Source organism: Methanobacterium bryantii, from assembly GCF_002287175.1.
GTDB classification, from domain to species: Archaea; Methanobacteriota; Methanobacteria; order Methanobacteriales; family Methanobacteriaceae; genus Methanobacterium_D; species Methanobacterium_D bryantii.
Map to the genome: position 1 here is coordinate 399,160 of NZ_LMVM01000001.1, position 18,181 is coordinate 417,340.

An 18,181-nucleotide genomic window follows, 5' to 3' on the forward strand; every position below is an offset into this window, starting at 1 on the left:
TTCAGGTGTGACAGTTAATGGGAATTATAGTGGCCAAGTTCGGAGGAACATCCGTTGGTAATGGTGAACGGATTAAAAAAGCAGCGCAATCAGTTGTAAATGAATACATGAAAGGTAAAAAGGTAGTAGTTGTTGTATCTGCAATAAATAAAACGACAGATGAGTTTTTAAAAATTGTAGATACTGCTATGGGAAAATCTATAACAGACAAACAGCTTGCTGAAGTTGTTTCAATGGGAGAAATGACCAGTGTTAGAATATTTTCATCAACTATTGAATCTTTAGGTGTTAAATCCGAATATGTAGATCCATATGCAGATGCTTGGCCCGTAATTACTGATAACAATTTTTTAAGTGCAAAAATTAACTTTGAAGTAACAGAAGACAAATCAAGCAAGATTAAAGAAATGATAGACGAAGGAATAATTCCTGTAGTCTGTGGATACCTTGGAAAAAATGAATCAGGGAACATCACAACTTTAGGACGAGGAGGAAGTGACATAACTGCATTTTTGCTTGGGCACTGCCTCAAAGCTGAAGAAGTTATCATTGTAACTGATGTTGATGGAGTAATGTCTACCGATCCGAATAAACTTCTCTCGGCTAAAAAGCTTGATAAAATTTCTGTTGAAGAAATGAGGGATCTTGCAACTCATGGAGCACAGGTATTGCACCCCCATGCTCTAAAATACAAAGATCCAAAAATAGATGCTAAAATAATTGGATATGAGAAAGGAGACTTATCTACTCCTGGGACAGAAATTATAGGTCCTTCTAATAATGAATTACTCAAATGTGCAACCATAAACAACGAACCTATATCTGTTATTGCTGTTGTTGGGGAAGAGATTTTAACAAAATCTGGAATTTTGTCAAAAATCACAGATACTCTTGCAAAACATAAAATTAACATCTATGGAATTTCTACAGGTCAAAATTCCATAACTGTATTCGTTAATAAATCTGATTCAGACCGTGCTCATGAAGTTCTCCATGAAGTTGTTGTAACAACTGATGATTTAAGTTCTCTTTCTCTGGGAAGAGAAATTGCAATGATAACTGTTGCAAGTCAGGATTTTATAGACACTCCTGGAGTAATAGCAGAAATAACTGAACCTTTACAAAAAAGTAAAATAAATATTGTTGAAATTTCTTCAAGTCAGACTTCTGTTGTTCTTTTTGTGGATTGGGATGATGGTAATAAGGCTTATGAACTTGTAAAAGGTGTCTTAAAATGAAATTTGAAGGTACGACCGTGGCTATGGTGACTCCATACACGAAAAACGATGAAATAGATGAAGAAGGAATTCGTGAAAACATAAATTATTTGATAGAAAACGGCGTTAATGGGATATTAGCTGCAGGAACAACTGGTGAATCAGCTACAATATCTCACGATGAGCACAGAAAGCTGTTAGATATTTTAATTGATGAAGCTGATGGTAAAGTTACGACTATCGCCGGTGCGGGTAGTAATTCATCCAAGGAAGCTCTTGGACTTGTTAAACATGCTGAAGATATAGGTGCAGATGGAGCACTGGTTATAACACCTTATTACAATAAACCGCAGCAAAATGGCCTTTATGAGCATTATAAATTACTTTCAGAATCTACAAATATTCCTATAATAGTTTACAATGTACCTTCAAGAACAGGTACAGATATAGACGTTGAAACTATAGGAAAAGTTGCAGAACTTGACAACATTGCTGCTATTAAAGAAGCAAACCCTGACCTGGATAAAGTATCTCAAATAATTAAAAAAATTGATGAAATAGGTAAAACTGATAAATTCGCAGTTCTATCTGGAAATGATGATCTTACACTTCCTATGATAGCTTTGGGTGCAAAAGGAGTGATAAGTGTTGTTGCAAATGTTGATCCAGCACGTATGAGCCAGCTGGTTAATTATGCATTGGAAGGGGACTTTGAATCTGCATCTGAATCCCATTACGAACTTTATGATCTCATGAAAGTTTTATTCATTGAGACAAATCCAGTCCCAGCAAAAACAGCTTTAAGTATGATGGGAAGGCCGGCAGGTAATGTAAGAATGCCTCTTGCACCTATTAATGAGGAAAACAAGGCTAAATTAAAAGAAGTGCTTAAAAACCTTGATTTAATTTAAATTATTATTTAGCACATTTGCTAAAACTATTATTTAATTTTTATACCGCTCGAGAATTCCCTCAAAAACTATGTTTTTGCAGGTTTTTCGGGCTTTTTTATAATTTTTTATGGGGAAGTTGGTAAAAATCAAAGATTTTATGCCAGAAATAGCAAATTTTAGGTCGAAATCAGAGATTTTCTGAATCAAAATATTAAATATTGGAGAGATTGATAAAATGATTGGAGTGGCTGTAACAGGCGCAAGCGGAAGAATGGGTTCTAAAATAATTAGGACCATACTTGAACAGGATGACATGAAAGTTGTGGCAGCAATAGAAGCACCAAATACTCCTTTTGAGGGAAAGGATGTAGGTGAAGTAATTGGTGTGGGAACCATTGGTGTTCCTGTAAACGGTGCTGAAAAACTTGCTGAAGTTCTAACAGAAAAGAAGCCAGATGTGCTTGTTGATTTTACTATAGCAAATGCCGCTGTAGGTACAATTAAAACTTCAGCAGAATGTGGAGTTAATGTAGTTGTAGGTACAACTGGATTTTCAGACGAACAAATGGAAGAAATGAAAAATGCTATAGAAAATAATAAAGTAAAAGCAGTAATTGCTCCAAACATGGCAGTAGGTGTAAATGTATTCTTTAAAATCATTGCAGACCTTGCTAAAATCTTAAAAGATGATTATGATGTGGAGATAATAGAAGCTCACCACAAGCATAAAGCTGATGCACCATCAGGAACAGCTGTTAAAGCTTATGAAGTTCTGGCAGAGGCACTTGGAAGAGATAAGAATGAATGTGGCGTCTACGGCAGGCAAGGAGTGGTAGGTGCACGTACTCCTGAAGAGATTGGAATACACGCTGTCCGTGGCGGAGATATCGTTGGAGACCACACTGTACTTTTTGCAGGTGAAGGAGAAAGAATTGAAATTGTCCACAGAGCACACAGCAGGCAGGCATTTGTATCGGGAGTAATTAAAGCAGTAAGATATGTTGTTGGGGCTTCGAAGAAAATAAGCGATATGGGAGATGTTCTCGGTATAAAATAAAAAAATAATTTGCTTATTTTATATAATATTTTTATTTTTTAGGGGGATACATGCTTTTTAAGAAACGTGAACCAGTAACTGAATTTGTTCCAACTTTCTTAAAGGAAGACCGTTCTGCTTTAAGAAAGATTCATGAAATGATAAGTGGTGCACAAAATCATATTTACATTGTATATCCATGGATCACGCTTGGTGAAGAATTTATCATTCCTTTTGAAAATGCTTTATCTAATAATAAAGATGTAGAAGTATATCTTATCACTAAACTGGAAAAGGAAGATGTATTTCGAAGGCTGCATCAATTAGATGATGTTGAAAGGTGGAAAAGTATTTTCGGTGACAATATATCTATAAAATACAATAATAATCTTCATGCAAAGATGATAATTGTCGATGACACTGAAATGATTGCTGGATCTTCAAATTTAACTGGAAGCGGTCTTGGATCATCTAGAGATTATGAAGGAAAGCCTCAGATCGAAGCAAATATTTATACAAATGACCGAAAAGCTGTAGAAAATGGAGTGGGCTTTTTTGTCAGGTTATGGAGCCATAAAACTTCAAATAAATATGTTAATGATGAATATGTGCTATCCTGTAAATCATACCATCTATCTGGGATATATCAAAGATACAGAAAGGACTTTGATAAAATAGTGAATCAGGAGAAAATGCGGGTAAAAGATGATGGAACTTTAAAGTTTAACGGAATTCTAGGCTATTTAGATAGTAAAAAGGCGTATGTTTTGGGAAAAACAAGGAAAGATATTGCCGTGAAACTTTTGCGAGATAGCAGAAGTTTGAATTCATCTAAAATTGGCGATGAAGTAGAAATTTCAGGTAAATTTAACAGGATAGAAGGACATAGCGAGTTTACAATAAAAGAATTATCAAAGGGTACTGATAAATTTAACATAAATGATTTGAGGTTAGGTTTAAGTAAAATTAAGATAAATGGAGAAGTTGTAAGCATAGAAGAAGTAATTGAAATGGAGACTAAGTATGGCAGTAAGATTTTAACACTTGTTAAAATTAAAGATGACACTGGAGATATCACTTTAGAGCTTTGGGATAATATAATTCCAAGTGGAAAACTTAAATACGGTATCAAGCTGGAAATAACAAACGGCTATACAAAGGTCCATGAAGGAGAATTAAGATTAGGACTTCAAAAGAACGACGGAAAAATAAAGTTATTAGGTGTATAAATTTATAGTAGATAACATAAATTATTAGATATATTTAGTAAATTAAAGATAATATGACATAAATAAAATGGAAAGTCATTTCTACGATATTTTGTTATGAATCTGTATTATAGGTGATTATATGGTAAACGTAGGTATTCTCGGAGCAACTGGAATGGTTGGGCAGAGATTCATTGAACTTTTGGCAGATCATCCAAAGTTTGAAATCACTGCTCTTACAGCATCTGCAAGATCAGCAGGAAAAAGATATGAAGACGCCGCAACATGGTATCTGGATAGTCCGATACCAGAAAGTGTTAAAGACATTACTGTAGTGGATACAGACCCTAAAGAAGCTAAGGATGTGGATATTGTATTTTCTGCGCTTCCGGCAGATACTGCAGCGATTGTGGAGCCGAAGTTTGCCAAATCATGTATTGTAGCATCAAATGCAAGTGCAATGAGAATGGAGCCCGATGTTCCCCTGGTGATACCTGAAGTTAACCCGGAACATCTGGATTTAGTAGAAATTCAACAAAAAAACAGAGGATGGGATGGATTCATAGTAACAAATCCTAACTGTTCAACCATAGCTTTAACTCTCACTTTAAAACCGCTTTATGATCAGTATAACATAAAAAGGGTGTATGTTTCAACCATGCAGGCGGTTTCTGGAGCTGGTTATAATGGTGTTCCTTCAATGGCAATAGTGGATAATCTCGTGCCTTTTATCGGCGGCGAAGAAGAGAAAATGGAATCTGAAACACTTCACTTGCTTGGTGAATTTGATGGAGAATCTGTAGTCCCTGCGCCATTTGGATTAAGTGCTTCCTGTCACAGGGTTGCTGTTGTCAATGGGCATACTGAAGCAGTTTTCATTGAAATGGAAGATGATTTGGAAATTGAAGATGTGAAAAATTGTTTATGTAATTTCAAAGGCCTTCCACAAAAGTTAGATCTCCACTCTGCACCAAAAAATCCGGTTGTAATCAGGGAAGAAGAAAACAGGCCTCAGCCAAGAATGGACAGGAATACCGATAACGGCATGGCTGTAACTGTTGGAAGATTAAGGAAAGATGCAGCATTTGATAACAGTCTTAGATATGTATTAGTTGGGCATAACACTATACGGGGCGCTGCTGGTGCTTCTATTTTGAATGCAGAACTTATTTCTGAGATAATGTAGTGTTCAAACATGGATAAGATTTTGATTACTGCATAAAAATAGAATATTTTTAAAGAAAGCAATTCTATGAATATTTAAAACCCTTAAAATTGCAGATCTTGCAGGGTTTTTTTATTTTTTATTTTAATAATTCTATTTTCAAAGTATTACTTAACTAAGTTTCTAATATGATCACCAGCAGATTTAAGATAAGTTTATATTAAATATATGATTATTAAATTAACATTGAACTAAAATCACAGTGAATATATAATAATTTATTAAATAAGTGAATTCAATCACGAGTTAATAATGGTAATTTGGTGATCTGTGATATAAATCACAGTTGTGTTATAGTTTAAAATGAGGGGAAGTTTGTGAAAGAAAGTTACAATATACTCTTTGCAGTATTTTCTATAATTTTTATAGTTGCGAGCATATTTTCTGTATATGCAGACAGCTCAAATTCCTCAAATAGCACTAATACTACCAATACAACCAATGTTACACGAAATTTAACGGGGAATGCGGTAGTTCAGCCCATGTCAATATGGGTATCTGTCTCAGAGACTCCAACAACCATTAATTTTGGGAGTTTAAATGCTGACGGAACTGAACATACATATACCAGCGCAACTAACGTTACTGTAAGTGCAATTGGATTAAGTGCCAGTTTATATACCAGTGTTGGCGGTAATTTTGTCAGTAGCTCTGACACTATCCCGGTTAGCAATTTTAAATACAGCTGTTCTGATGCTAGTCCGGCTATAAGTAAAACATCATTTACTACTACTCCTACTTTAGTAGATACGTTTTCATATTTTTTAGTTAATACCAAAACATATCGTATGAACTATTATTTAACTGTTCCAGTAAATACTCAGCCTGGAACTTACAGTACAACTGTAATATATACTGCTAGTTAATTTTAATTGTGCGGGCATTGTTTTAACTAGTTTGATCTGAATTTTTCTATTAAACTCTTTTTTTGTTGTGTTATAATATGAATTTTTCATTTTAATTAGATTTATGTATTTTATTATGTTATTTGTAATACTAAATTTTTATTAAATCCTAATCAATACTTTAAATAATTTATTATTAAGTTTAGGGTTCTGTAATATTCCCATTTCACAGGAAAACCGCATAATATTTATATATTATGATAACAATATCACAATTTAGTTGATATCTAGTTATAACTTTGTGACAATAGTCACTAATGGAATACAATGATGGCTTAATATTTATATCAATAATATAAGGACGTGATTAACAATGAATCAAAAAATAGTGGGAATAATTCCATTGATAGCTGCAATGATGTTTGTAGCTATTTTTGCAGTAGGGGACAATCAGGCTGCAGCTGCAGAGACAGCAACTCAGACTGCAACATTGACAGTTCCTTCAAACATAGCAATAACTGTTAGTGGAGATACAACTTTAGCTGGAACAGGTACAGGTTCAACTTATACAAGTAATGCTCTTTACACTGTGACCAACACTGGAAACACAAGAATAGATGTTTCTATAAGTTCAGGTAATGCATTTACTACTTTAACTTCTACTGATACAATTCCAATAGCTGCTTCTGGTGATGATAAATACACTGTATCAGTTACTGGTGGTAGTACCGTTAATATACCAAGTACTGGAGCAAATACTATTTACAGTAACTTACACACTCCAAATCAAGGCAGTAACAGTTTCACTGCTAGCCAGTCACTATATGTACCTGCAGGACTTGAAGATGGTACATACACTAACACAGTAACTTACACTGCAGTAAAACATACATAATAAATATAAACAGAAAATACTTTTTTCTTTTAAATCTTTTTATTTTTAATTTCACTTAGATAATATTTAAGTACTTCAAAAGTATACTATTTTGTAGAATCAGATTACCATATAAATGATGATCTGGAGGGTTTCATATGTTTTTAGGAAATATTAAGAAGGTTTTACCTGTAATTTTGATATTGTTTATACTGATCAATTCAGTTGGGTTTGTTTTTGGTGCAGGGCTTTTGGCTTCACCCCCCGAGTTTAAATACAACCTGACCGCATCACAAACTGTTTCAGGCCAGGTTACAGTTACAAATATTGGGGATGAAACGTTAAATGTGACAGTTAACAAAAAAAGACTTTTAATGGACAGCATCCATCTGCTTTACTCTGATCAGGGAATTGCCACGTGGATAAATCTGGGTGTGACCAATTTCACACTGGCACCTAAGGCTTCAAAGGTGATTCCATTTACCCTTACTGCTCCTGCCAAAATAAATTATTCTGATGCAATGGGTGCAATGGTCATAACTGGGGTGCCGATACAGAACAGCAGCAATTTAAGCCAAAGTTTAGCTATTAAACAGGGTGTAGAACTTGTTATTCCAATAATAGCAGGTCTTCCGGGACCTATAATTGAATCACTGCAGATGATACACCACAGTGCGCCTACAGTTCTTCTTTCGTACATGCCTGGCAACTTTGTATATCAATTAAACAACAATGGTACTGTATACGCTAACATGACTGGAAATATTGAAATAAACGGTTTGATTGGTAAACAGGTTGTGCCTATACAAGGAGGGGTTTACCCTGAGGATAATTATACCTTAACTGCACAGTGGACACCTGGAATTGCAGACTTTGGTCTTTACTCTGCAGACACAAAAATAGACTACGGACGGTATCAGCAGGATAAGGTCCTCCAGACCCATGATACAATTCTTGTAATCCCTGTGTGGTTAATAATATTATTGATACTGGCTGCAGCAGTCTGGATCATCAGGAAAAAAGGAATTGAATCCCCGGTTAAAATTAAGGTAGAAAGGAAAAAATAATTTAAATATTTCCTTTTTTTTACTTATTTTTAGATATTGTAACAGCTTTAGATATTTTTCATGTATTTTTCTAAAGTTCATGAAGGATTATATCTTTTTGAAATTTTAAATTTTTAACCAATTTACGTTCATTAAAGTGTTAAAAATGAGTTTTATTTATTTTTTAGCATTTATATGCTGTTTCTTTTAAATATAAAATCAGCATTTATTAATATTAAATCTTATTTTAAATAATAGTATATATGTGGGCATACCAGTTTGAACCTTTATTTTAAGTTATTCCACAAATAAATACATAATATTTATACATAATAACAACAATATCACATTTCATCAAATAATTAGTGATATATTTGTGACAATTTTCACGGATTTAACTGGCCTCATATTATGGTTATAAACTGATAAAGGGGAAATAAATGAACCAGAAAACATTTGGTATAACTTTTTTAATGGCTGCAATACTATTTATAGCAGTTTTTGCTGCAGGATATAATACTGCAGCAGCATCTGGATCAAGTTCGGCAGGGCAGACTGTCACATTAGTTGTTCACGGTGGTAATCAAAATGGCACGTCAAATGGAACTTCCAATGGTACTTCTGGTGGTAGTGGTAATCAAAACTCATCTAGCAGCTCTGGAAAAGATATTGCATTAAGGGTTACCCCAACTGATATTAAAATGACCACTGATGGCCATAACCCTCTTGCTGGTGAAACAGCTTACAGTGATACTGGCTTGGAGCGTAACATATACATTAAAAATGCTGGAGAAGTATCTATTAACATTCTTGTAAGATCTGCAAGCACGCAGTTTTCAGACGGCTTTAATGTGTTCACACCAACATCTTTCACAATTAACTCTCAAGATGGTTCTTCAGTGAATATTTTAACTACAAACACGGGCATCGCCGTGCAAATGCCGGCTGATAGTTTTAAAAATCACTTTGGCACTTATTTAACGTTAGGTATACCTTATTATGCACGTGCGGGGAACTATCAAAACCAGTTGACATACACAGCTATAAAAAGCAGTTGAACTAACAATTTAACTGTTTATAAAATTAAAATAAGCGACGTTATTTTTAAGATGCAATTTGCCATCAACTTGAAAATCTTTAATTACTTGAAAGTCAAATACTAACTATTTCCTTATTTTACTAAGTAATAGTGATATACATGCTGGACGGACTAATTGCATCATTAAATCAGATAGACATTTTAATATTTTATATAATTAATATCAACATGCAAAATCAAGTCTTTGATGTTATAATGCCTTTGATATCAAGTGTGGGATATTTTAGCATTTGGATCGGACTGTGTGTTTTACTGTACGTATTTGGCGGGAGGAAAGGGAGGAATGTCGCGTTAGTTTGTATAGTTGCCCTTGTATTTGGTTATTTTTTGACAGAAATTTTAAAGTATATTGTTGCAAGGCCAAGGCCGTATGTTGCACTTAATGGAATACGAGTTTTAACAGATATGAGCGGTTCTTCATGGCCATCAGGTCACACAGTTGCTTCTTTCATAGGGGCAATTATAATTGGGAGGAGTTACAGCTTTAAATTTAAAGGTAAACGGTGTAGATTAATTTATCCTCTGTTGGTATTTGCATTTCTGGTGGGATTTTCAAGAATTTATAATGGAGTTCATTATCCATTTGATGTAATTTCAGGTGCTTTAATTGGTATATTTTGCGCTTTGTTAATTCTAATGATTGAAAAGGATATAATAAAGTTTAATGAAATGTTATTGTAAATTAAGTAAAACATTAAACTTAAAAACTAGTTCAACATAACTTATACATGATAAAATGGCATTACTGAAAGATAACGAAAGGGAACAGTTGAGACAACTGGTTAAGGCTTGCTTGCTTGAAATTAGTAAATTAAAGATGGATCTTAAAAAATGTCAAATTGAATCTAAAAATTCAGGCAAATTAGATACAGAGCTAGTTAATAAAAAGAATCAGGAAATAGAGGAACTTAAGCTGGCTTTGGAAGAAAAAGATGGGAAAATATCTGAACTTATGGGTCTCCTGAATGAAAGGAATAATGAACTGGAAGAACTTGAAAAAATTAAAAGACATTTTGACGCACTTACAGCTAAACCAAAAAAGGATTTGACTTCCTTCCAATCCCAGGTTTATCAATTATTGGGCATGGATAAATGTACCACTCAAGAACTTTATGAACAAATACGAGATATAGGGTTTAAAGAGTTATCTTTTGATAATTTTAGCAGTATTTTGAGGAATTTAGAAAGGAAAGGTTATTTTAAAGCATTTAAAGAAAATGAAATAACTTTTTGGCAGAAAATAGAGAATTAAATTAATTTTAATAGATCATCATCTTTTTTTTAATTAAATTTTTGAATTCATTCTGCAGATTTCATTGGTTTAATGCATGCATTCTTAATATTTTAATTCAGTTTCTTTAAGCGATTTAAATTTAATAGATTTTATGCTGAAATAGAATTTAACTTAATTTTTAAAAGTCTTGTTAATAAAACATTAAAATCAGTTATAGGGAGTAATAGCTACATATTTCATTGGATAATGGATATATTTAGAAAGTAATATTTTAACTGAGGATAAGGAGTTAAATACTATTTTAATGTTACCTGTGGACTCTCTAAAATCATAATTTAGATGCAGAAGAATATTAATTATCTAAATTTTTTACAAAAATCTTTTAGTATATAATAACTTATTAAAAACATAAATTAATATTAATAATAATTTTTCATGCATTAAAACGATTTTTTAGGTAATTTTAAACTTACATAAGTTTTTAATTAACTTATTTTTTTAAAAATGAAAACAAAAGATTTATATTATTAAAAAAAATTATTAATAGTAGTCCTGTGGCTTGTTAAATAAATGAATTTAACAATGCTATCATGGAGGCGATAAAATTAGGCGAAAATCATTTTTTTCGTTACTGATTGCATTAAGTATAATGATCTGTGTTTTTCCTTCTGCAGCTTTAACAGAAAACCAGTATGCATCGAATAATAATAATACAAATATTAGTTTAAATGATAAAAACGTTATACAGGTAAATGCAGCGTATTATTCAGTAACGATTAAACAAAAAGTTAAAGCTTACCGCAAAATAAGAACCAAAGTAAAAGTTAGAGTAAAAGTATGGTATAAATATAAAGGTAAGTGGAGAAGCACGTATAAATACAGATATAGCTACAGGTATGTGTACAAACCTTACTATAAATATATCTATAAAAACTATAAAGTAAGGAATATTCCTCCCAAGGAGTGTAAAAAGGCAACTAAAAATGCTCAATCCAGTAATGCACGAATAAAAGCACTTGCTAAAAGTTTAACACCTGCAACTAAAAACGTGTCTGTACCTAATCCAAACCCAAAACCAACAGCACCAGAACATGTGGAAAATCCAGATCCAGTTTCAGAACCTAGCAGTGAGCCGCAAATTGCAGATTTTAATGGAAATGAAACTGCATATCAAGAAGCGCATGATACCTGGAATGAGACAAATGTATCATATAGCTCTTATTTGAAAGCAAAACAGAAATATAATCAATATTTGCAGGACTATGCAAGTTATCAACAAAAATTGAGTCAATATAAAGAAAATATAACAGTAACTAAGAAACTCACAACTCTAGAAAAAGCCACCAATATTTTCAACTGGGTAAGAGATTATGTAAACTATTCATTCTATTACAATACAAGAAGAGGGGCAGTAGGTACACTAAGAGATAGAAAAGGTAACTGTGTTGACCTTTCACATCTTATAGTAGCTCTTTCAAGAGCTGCAGGGATTCCAGCAAGGTATGTACATGCAAACTGTAAATTTTCAAGTGGATGGTGCGGTCATGTGTGGGCACAGTTGTTTGTCAATGGAAAATGGATCTGTGCTGATGCATCAAATAATATCAATGATTTCGGAGTAATACGTAATTGGAACACCAAAAACGATATTTTGAAAGGTGTTTATTCATCGTTACCGTTCTAAACATTTTGATTTTTACTATTTTTATTTTAAATTATGGTTTTATTTAAAGGGGAGCTTAATCGAAAACTACTTATAGAACCTCTAACCCATTGATAAAATACAAAACAATTGAAAATTATTTTAAAAAAAATTTGAGGTGATATAGTGGCACAATTAGGTGGTGGAAACCAACCAATTTTAATTTTACCAGAAGGTACTAACAGGTTGTTAGGTAGAGATGCTCAAAGAATGAACATCATGGCAGGAAAAGTACTCGCTGAAACAGTAAGAACTACTTTAGGTCCTAAGGGAATGGACAAAATGCTTGTAGACTCCCTTGGAGATATTGTTGTAACCAACGACGGTGTAACAATCTTAAAAGAAATGGATATCGAACACCCTGCAGCTAAAATGCTTGTAGAAGTTGCAAAAACACAGGAAGACGAAGTAGGGGACGGAACAACAACAGCAGTAATCATAGCTGGAGAATTACTCAAAAAAGCAGAAGGATTACTCGACCAGGACATACACCCAACTGTAATCGCTACAGGTTACAGGCAGGCAGCAGAAAAAGCTCAGGAAATATTAAACGTAATTTCAATAGATGCTGATGACCGTGATACTCTCTTAAAAGTTGCAATGACTGCAATGACCGGTAAAGGAACCGAAAAAGCTAGAAAACCACTGGCAGAACTCATCGTAAGTGCTGTTAAACAGGTTGAAGAAGACGGTGAAGTTGACATAGATCACATAAAAATAGAGAAAAAAGATGGTGCTGTAGTGGACGATTCTTCACTTGTACAAGGTGTAATCATAGACAAAGAAAGAGTACACCCTGGAATGCCATCAAAAATAGAAGATGCAAAAATCGCATTACTCAACTCTGCAATAGAAGTTAAAGAAACTGAAGTAGACGCAGAAATCAGGATCACAGACCCTGCTCAAATGCAGGCATTCATCGAACAGGAAGAACAGATGATCAGAGACATGATCTACAAAGTCGAAGACTCAGGTGCAAATGTTTTATTCTGTCAAAAAGGTATCGATGACCTTGCACAGCACTACCTTGCAAAAGCAGGCATCCTCGCTGTAAGAAGGGTCAAAAAATCAGACATGGAAAAACTCGCCAAAGCAACCGGCGCTAAAGTTGTATCTAACCTTGAAGATCTCTCCTTCAACGACTTAGGACAAGCTGGAAAAGTAGTGGAAAGAAAAATTTCCGGCGACGACATGATCTTTGTTGAAGAATGTAAAGATCCAAAGGCTGTTACATTACTGGTTAGAGGTTCCACATCACATGTTGTAGACGAAATCGAAAGAGCAGTCGACGACGCAATTGGTGTAGTTGCTTCCACAGTAGAAGACAAAAAGGTTGTTGCTGGTGGAGGAGCTCCTGAAATAGCAATATCCAAAGGATTAAAAGAATACGCTGACTCAATCAGTGGAAGAGAACAGTTAGCTGTTTCTGCATTTGCAGAAGCTTTAGAAATTGTTCCAAAAACACTAGCTGAAAACGCAGGTTTAGACAGCATCGACGCTCTTGTAGACTTAAGAGCAGCACACGAAAAATCCCTTTACATGGGATTAGATGTCTTCAAAGGTGAAGTAGCTGACATGTACCGTGCTGGTGTAGTCGAACCACAGAGAGTTAAAAAACAGGCTATGCAGTCCGCTGCAGAAGCTGCAGAAATGATCCTCCGTATCGACGACGTTATCGCATCAACTGGTGCTGGTAGGGCTGAAGGAATGGAAGGAATGGAAGGTATGGGTGGAATGCCTGGTGGAATGCCACCAATGATGTAATAAACATCATTTTATTTTCTTTTTTTAATTGAAATCAAATATTAAATGAAATCAGCTATTTTTGAATGTATTTATAAATTAACTGTTAATTTCAGTTAACTGGTTTTAATCTTAAATTTGGAAAAAACGCTACTTTTAAATTTAGGTTGTTTTAATTTGCTTAAATTGCAGTTAACTCTTATAAAACTTTAATTCTTATAATCTTATCATCACCAGATTGGGGAATACCTCGCCCATCTCTGTTAGATGTGGCAATATACATGTATCCGTCATGCACTACAACTTCTCTAATTCTTCCTAAATTAGTAAAAAGAGCTTCTTGACCAGTCACACTATTTCCATCTATTGAAAGCGTTATTTTACGTAACTGCGATCCGCGCAGCCCTGCAACATACAGAACACCGTTATAGTAAGCTACTCCTGATGGGGCAAGAGTGAAGTCTGTATAAACTACAAGTGGTTTAATGTAACCTTGCGCTGATTCATTTCCCTGATAGAGAGGCCACCCGTAGTTTCCGCCCTTTGTAATGATATTTATTTCATCATTTCTTGTTGCTCCATGTTCGGATGAATACATATCTTGTGTTAAGGGGTTCCATGTTATTCCCTGAGGGTCTCTATGTCCATAAGAGTAAACATAGTTTCTAAATGGATTATCAGATGGTACAGTACCATCTTTATTGATTCTCAGTATTTTGCCGCCTAGAGAATTTATATCCTGGGCTGATTGGTTATTAGTGGCATCTCCTGTGGTAGCATATAATTTTCCATCAGGCCCGAACTTTAATCGGCCCCCATTATGGAATTGTGCATTTGGTATCCTATCAATTAAAACAGTTTCATTTTTCAGTGTTCCGTTTAATGTGAATCTTGAAATTCTATTTCCATTTGAACCTGTGTAATATAGATATATGAATTTATTTGTGTTGAATTCAGGATCTACTGCAATTCCCAGCATTCCAGACTCACCTATTTGGGTGACAGTGATAGTTCCAACAGTTTTAGTGGCACCTTTATCAAAGATACTTACTCTTCCACCACGCTCTGTAAAGATCATTTTACCGTCTGGAAGAAAATCAATTGCCCATGGTGTATTCAGATCTTGAACTAAAATTTCCGTTTCATAGCCCTTTTGATTTGCTGGTTTGGGTATAATGAAATATAGAGTTAAAATTACAATTAAAAATACAAAAACAATGATAATGATAGTTTTTCGTTTCATGTTAAACACCGCTTTAATAATATTATTGGCTTTATTTTTATTAAATGTGTTTAATATTCTAAAATACAGTTTTAAATGTATTTAAAAATGGAAATGGATTCTTTATTGTGCATTCTTTTAGATATCTAAAAAATTATGTACAACATTAAATTTTTTAATTTGGGATTAAAAATAAAAAGTGGTGATAATTTACACGGAAAAAGGTGATTTTTTGCAGGTTAAAGCTCATGTTTTTATAACTGGAAGAGTTCAGGGGGTCTATTTTAGATATAAAACAAGGTGTGAAGCTAAAAAGTATGGAGTAACTGGTTGGGTCCGTAATCTTCCTGATGGCAGGGTTGAGGCCATTTTTAATGGAAATAAGGAGAATGTTGATAAACTCATTGCTTTTGTTGGTAAAGGGCCTTCAGGGGCTAAAGTTCGGGATGTTGATGTAAAATGGCAGGAGTACAGTGGGGAGTTTGAGGATTTTGAAATTTGTTATTAGATTAATTTGTCTCTTTCTTTGTTTTTAAGTTAGATTCATTTAGAATATGATAATGTTCTGAGAAGTTAATTGTTGTGCAGTGGTTGTTTTGTTAAATTATAAAACTAATCATAAAAATTTATTATATTTTTTAAACGTTGATTATTTGTTTTTATTATTTTAAAAACTATTTTTCTGTATGTTTGCGTTAAATATTGTCTTGAATTGTCTTTTATATTTTAATTCAGTGGGATAGTTAATATTCTGTAATGCAAACGGTTTAATAATAATTTTTACATAAGTAATATTTGGTTAATTGGGTTGAAGAAAAATGTGTAGTATTTTCCTGAACCTGAAGTAAGGGATTTTTTTAAGGATTTTTGAGTTATGAGGTGAAAATTTGGATCAGTACAAATTGTTTTTACAGAGAATGGGTCTAATTGGAACGTCAACTTTTTTGGTAACTATAACTGGGATTATGCTCCTGCCTATTTTAACTCAAAACCTTTCTATTCAAGACTATGGTGTATGGACTCAGTTTCAAATCACAATTACAATTATTCCTGCCATTGCAATATTGGGTTTGCCTTATACAATGGTGAGATTTTTATCTGCTTCCAAAAGTAGGACAGAAATACAAGAAGCGTTCTATTCAATCTTATTTACAGTTATATTTGCCAGTATAATGGGGGCTGTTGCATTGTATATTCTAGTTGTGCCTATTTCCCATGTACTTTTCAATGGAAATGTAGGGGTAGGTTTGATTCTTCCACTTACTGTAATTATGTCCGCGCTGCAGCTTGTTTTTGTTGATTATTTCAGGGCGTCTAACCAGATGACAAAGTATGCTGTTTTCACAACTCTGCAGGCGTATATGGTGGTTATTTTCGCGTTATTGCTTGTATTGATGGGAAGGGGAGTAGTGGGGGCCGTTACAGGAATTTTAATAACTCAGACTTTAATTTCTTTAATAATGTTTACATTTGTGCTTAAACAGATTGGATTTAAAATTCCAAGGTTCCATAATTTAAGGCAGTACCTGACATTTGGATTACCTACCATTCCAAGTAATGCATCTTTTTGGGTGTTAGATGCAAGTGATCGTTATATAATAGGGATAGTACTGGGTATAACTTCGGTTAGTTACTATTCTGCAGGTTATACAATAAGTTCTTTGCTTACCATCCTCACATCACCAATTTATACGGTTCTGCTTCCTATTTTATCGCAGTTTTATGCTGAAAGAAAAATCAGAGAAACTAGATTTCTTCTAAATTATGCTATTAAATTGTATTTAATAGTGGCTGTACCTGCTGTAATTGGATTATCTATTCTGGCTCGACCTTTATTGTATATATTATCCACTCCAACTTTGGCTAACCAGGGGTATCTTATAACTCCAATTTTAGCTACTGGTGGATTGTTCTTTGGTCTTTATTGTATTATAACTCAAATAATAGTCATGGAAAGGAAAACAAAGATCACTGGTAATATATGGGCTATTTCTGCAATATTAAATATTATTCTAGATGTAACATTTGGATACTTCCTTGGAATTATTGGTATAGCAATTATAACGCTGCTTCTTTATCTAACGGCCTTTTTAATTACAGTTTATTATTCCCTGAACTATATACGGTGCGATTTCTACGTAAAATTTGCAAAAAAAACTATATACGCCGCATTTTTCATGGCTCTATCACTCATTCTTCTGAATCCATATGGTCCAGTTAATATAGTACTGTCTGGACTATTTTCATTTGCACTGTACATATTTGTATTATGGCTTCTTAAAGGAATTAAAACAGATGAAATCAAGTTCTTCACAGGTATGATAAAGGAATCTTTAGTGAACGTTTATTGTGCACTGCGAGGATTATAAAATTCGCTCATGCCCAGATATCGCTTTATTTTCGTGTGTCTGGTTAAGTAAATTGTATTTTTTAAGATAAATCCCATATAATCAATTAAAATTACAATTTAACGTGAAGTATAACTCATGCATAGGATCATGGACATGTAAAAATCTCTCAAAAAACCGAAGGTTTTTTGGAGCGCAAAATTAGAAGTTTTTGCGGCCGAGGAAATAAATTTCCTCCGGCATGTAAAAATCTATGATTTTTACGGTTGCGAATTTTCAATTCGCAAACACAGAAAATGCAACGTATTTTCTTTAGCTGTCAAAATCTTTGATTTTGACGCCCCGAAAACCGTGGTTAGAGAAAAATGCGTAGCATTTTTCTATACGTAAAAAATCTACGATTTTTTAAGGTTTTCCTGAACCGCAAAACGTAGCTTTCAAAAACCTGCGGTTTTTGATGTTTGCGAAGCTTCGATTCGCAACCGCAAA

General features: G+C 33.7%; 16 protein-coding genes. 15 read left to right on the top strand and 1 reads right to left on the bottom strand.

The features are described 5' to 3' along the window. The first annotated feature begins 17 nt into the window (after positions 1 to 17). The 13 genes from ASJ80_RS01945 to thsA all read left to right on the top strand — a co-directional run bounded on the left by ASJ80_RS01945 (position 18) and on the right by thsA (position 14,143). Positions 18 to 1,238 (top strand): aspartate kinase, encoded by a 1,221-nt coding sequence (locus ASJ80_RS01945; protein ID WP_069583601.1) that lies wholly within the window; start codon positions 18 to 20, stop codon positions 1,236 to 1,238. Next, on the top strand, positions 1,235 to 2,128 hold the full coding sequence (dapA, locus tag ASJ80_RS01950; protein WP_069583602.1) for a 4-hydroxy-tetrahydrodipicolinate synthase: 894 nt from the start codon (positions 1,235 to 1,237) through the stop codon (positions 2,126 to 2,128). The genes ASJ80_RS01945 and dapA overlap by 4 nt, the downstream gene beginning before the upstream one ends. 217 nt (positions 2,129 to 2,345) lie before the next feature. Then, the gene (gene dapB, locus ASJ80_RS01955; RefSeq protein ID WP_069583603.1) at positions 2,346 to 3,167 is read left to right on the top strand and encodes a 4-hydroxy-tetrahydrodipicolinate reductase; all 822 of its coding nucleotides are present in this window, start codon (positions 2,346 to 2,348) and stop codon (positions 3,165 to 3,167) included. A 50-nt stretch (positions 3,168 to 3,217) separates the two neighbouring features. Then, positions 3,218 to 4,375, top strand: coding sequence for a phospholipase D-like domain-containing protein (locus tag ASJ80_RS01960; protein WP_069583604.1), 1,158 nt, complete (start codon positions 3,218 to 3,220; stop codon positions 4,373 to 4,375). A gap of 121 nt (positions 4,376 to 4,496) precedes the next feature. Further along, on the top strand, positions 4,497 to 5,540 hold the full coding sequence (asd, locus tag ASJ80_RS01965; RefSeq protein WP_069583605.1) for an aspartate-semialdehyde dehydrogenase: 1,044 nt from the start codon (positions 4,497 to 4,499) through the stop codon (positions 5,538 to 5,540). Positions 5,541 to 5,896: 356 nt separating this feature from the next. Then, on the top strand, positions 5,897 to 6,445 hold the full coding sequence (locus ASJ80_RS01970) for a hypothetical protein (RefSeq protein WP_069583606.1): 549 nt from the start codon (positions 5,897 to 5,899) through the stop codon (positions 6,443 to 6,445). A gap of 352 nt (positions 6,446 to 6,797) precedes the next feature. Further along, the gene (locus ASJ80_RS01975) at positions 6,798 to 7,319 is read left to right on the top strand and encodes a hypothetical protein (protein WP_069583607.1); all 522 of its coding nucleotides are present in this window, start codon (positions 6,798 to 6,800) and stop codon (positions 7,317 to 7,319) included. Positions 7,320 to 7,456: 137 nt separating this feature from the next. Continuing rightward, positions 7,457 to 8,365 (top strand): hypothetical protein, encoded by a 909-nt coding sequence (locus ASJ80_RS01980; RefSeq protein ID WP_069583608.1) that lies wholly within the window; start codon positions 7,457 to 7,459, stop codon positions 8,363 to 8,365. A gap of 419 nt (positions 8,366 to 8,784) precedes the next feature. Beyond that, on the top strand, positions 8,785 to 9,402 hold the full coding sequence (locus tag ASJ80_RS01985; RefSeq protein ID WP_069583609.1) for a hypothetical protein: 618 nt from the start codon (positions 8,785 to 8,787) through the stop codon (positions 9,400 to 9,402). 140 nt (positions 9,403 to 9,542) lie between these two features. Further along, the gene (locus tag ASJ80_RS01990) at positions 9,543 to 10,124 is read left to right on the top strand and encodes a phosphatase PAP2 family protein (protein WP_069583610.1); all 582 of its coding nucleotides are present in this window, start codon (positions 9,543 to 9,545) and stop codon (positions 10,122 to 10,124) included. 55 nt (positions 10,125 to 10,179) lie between these two features. Next, entirely contained in the window at positions 10,180 to 10,695 is a 516-nt protein-coding gene (locus tag ASJ80_RS01995) for a hypothetical protein (RefSeq protein WP_069583611.1), read from the top strand. A gap of 631 nt (positions 10,696 to 11,326) precedes the next feature. Continuing rightward, on the top strand, positions 11,327 to 12,361 hold the full coding sequence (locus tag ASJ80_RS02000) for a transglutaminase-like domain-containing protein (protein ID WP_069583612.1): 1,035 nt from the start codon (positions 11,327 to 11,329) through the stop codon (positions 12,359 to 12,361). 144 nt (positions 12,362 to 12,505) lie between these two features. Beyond that, complete coding sequence (gene thsA / locus ASJ80_RS02005; protein ID WP_095651928.1) at positions 12,506 to 14,143, top strand: thermosome subunit alpha; 1,638 nt, start codon at positions 12,506 to 12,508, stop codon at positions 14,141 to 14,143. A gap of 178 nt (positions 14,144 to 14,321) precedes the next feature. Here the strand turns inward: thsA and ASJ80_RS02010 are convergent, their stop codons facing one another. After that, a complete protein-coding gene (locus ASJ80_RS02010; protein WP_069583124.1) occupies positions 14,322 to 15,365 on the bottom strand; it encodes a PQQ-dependent sugar dehydrogenase in 1,044 nt (347 codons plus the stop codon). A 211-nt stretch (positions 15,366 to 15,576) separates the two neighbouring features. Here ASJ80_RS02010 and ASJ80_RS02015 point away from each other — a divergent pair, with 211 nt between their 5' ends. Continuing rightward, positions 15,577 to 15,852 (top strand): acylphosphatase, encoded by a 276-nt coding sequence (locus ASJ80_RS02015; RefSeq protein WP_069583125.1) that lies wholly within the window; start codon positions 15,577 to 15,579, stop codon positions 15,850 to 15,852. A gap of 379 nt (positions 15,853 to 16,231) precedes the next feature. After that, positions 16,232 to 17,713 (top strand): oligosaccharide flippase family protein, encoded by a 1,482-nt coding sequence (locus ASJ80_RS02020; RefSeq protein WP_069583126.1) that lies wholly within the window; start codon positions 16,232 to 16,234, stop codon positions 17,711 to 17,713. Positions 17,714 to 18,181: the final 468 nt, after the last annotated feature.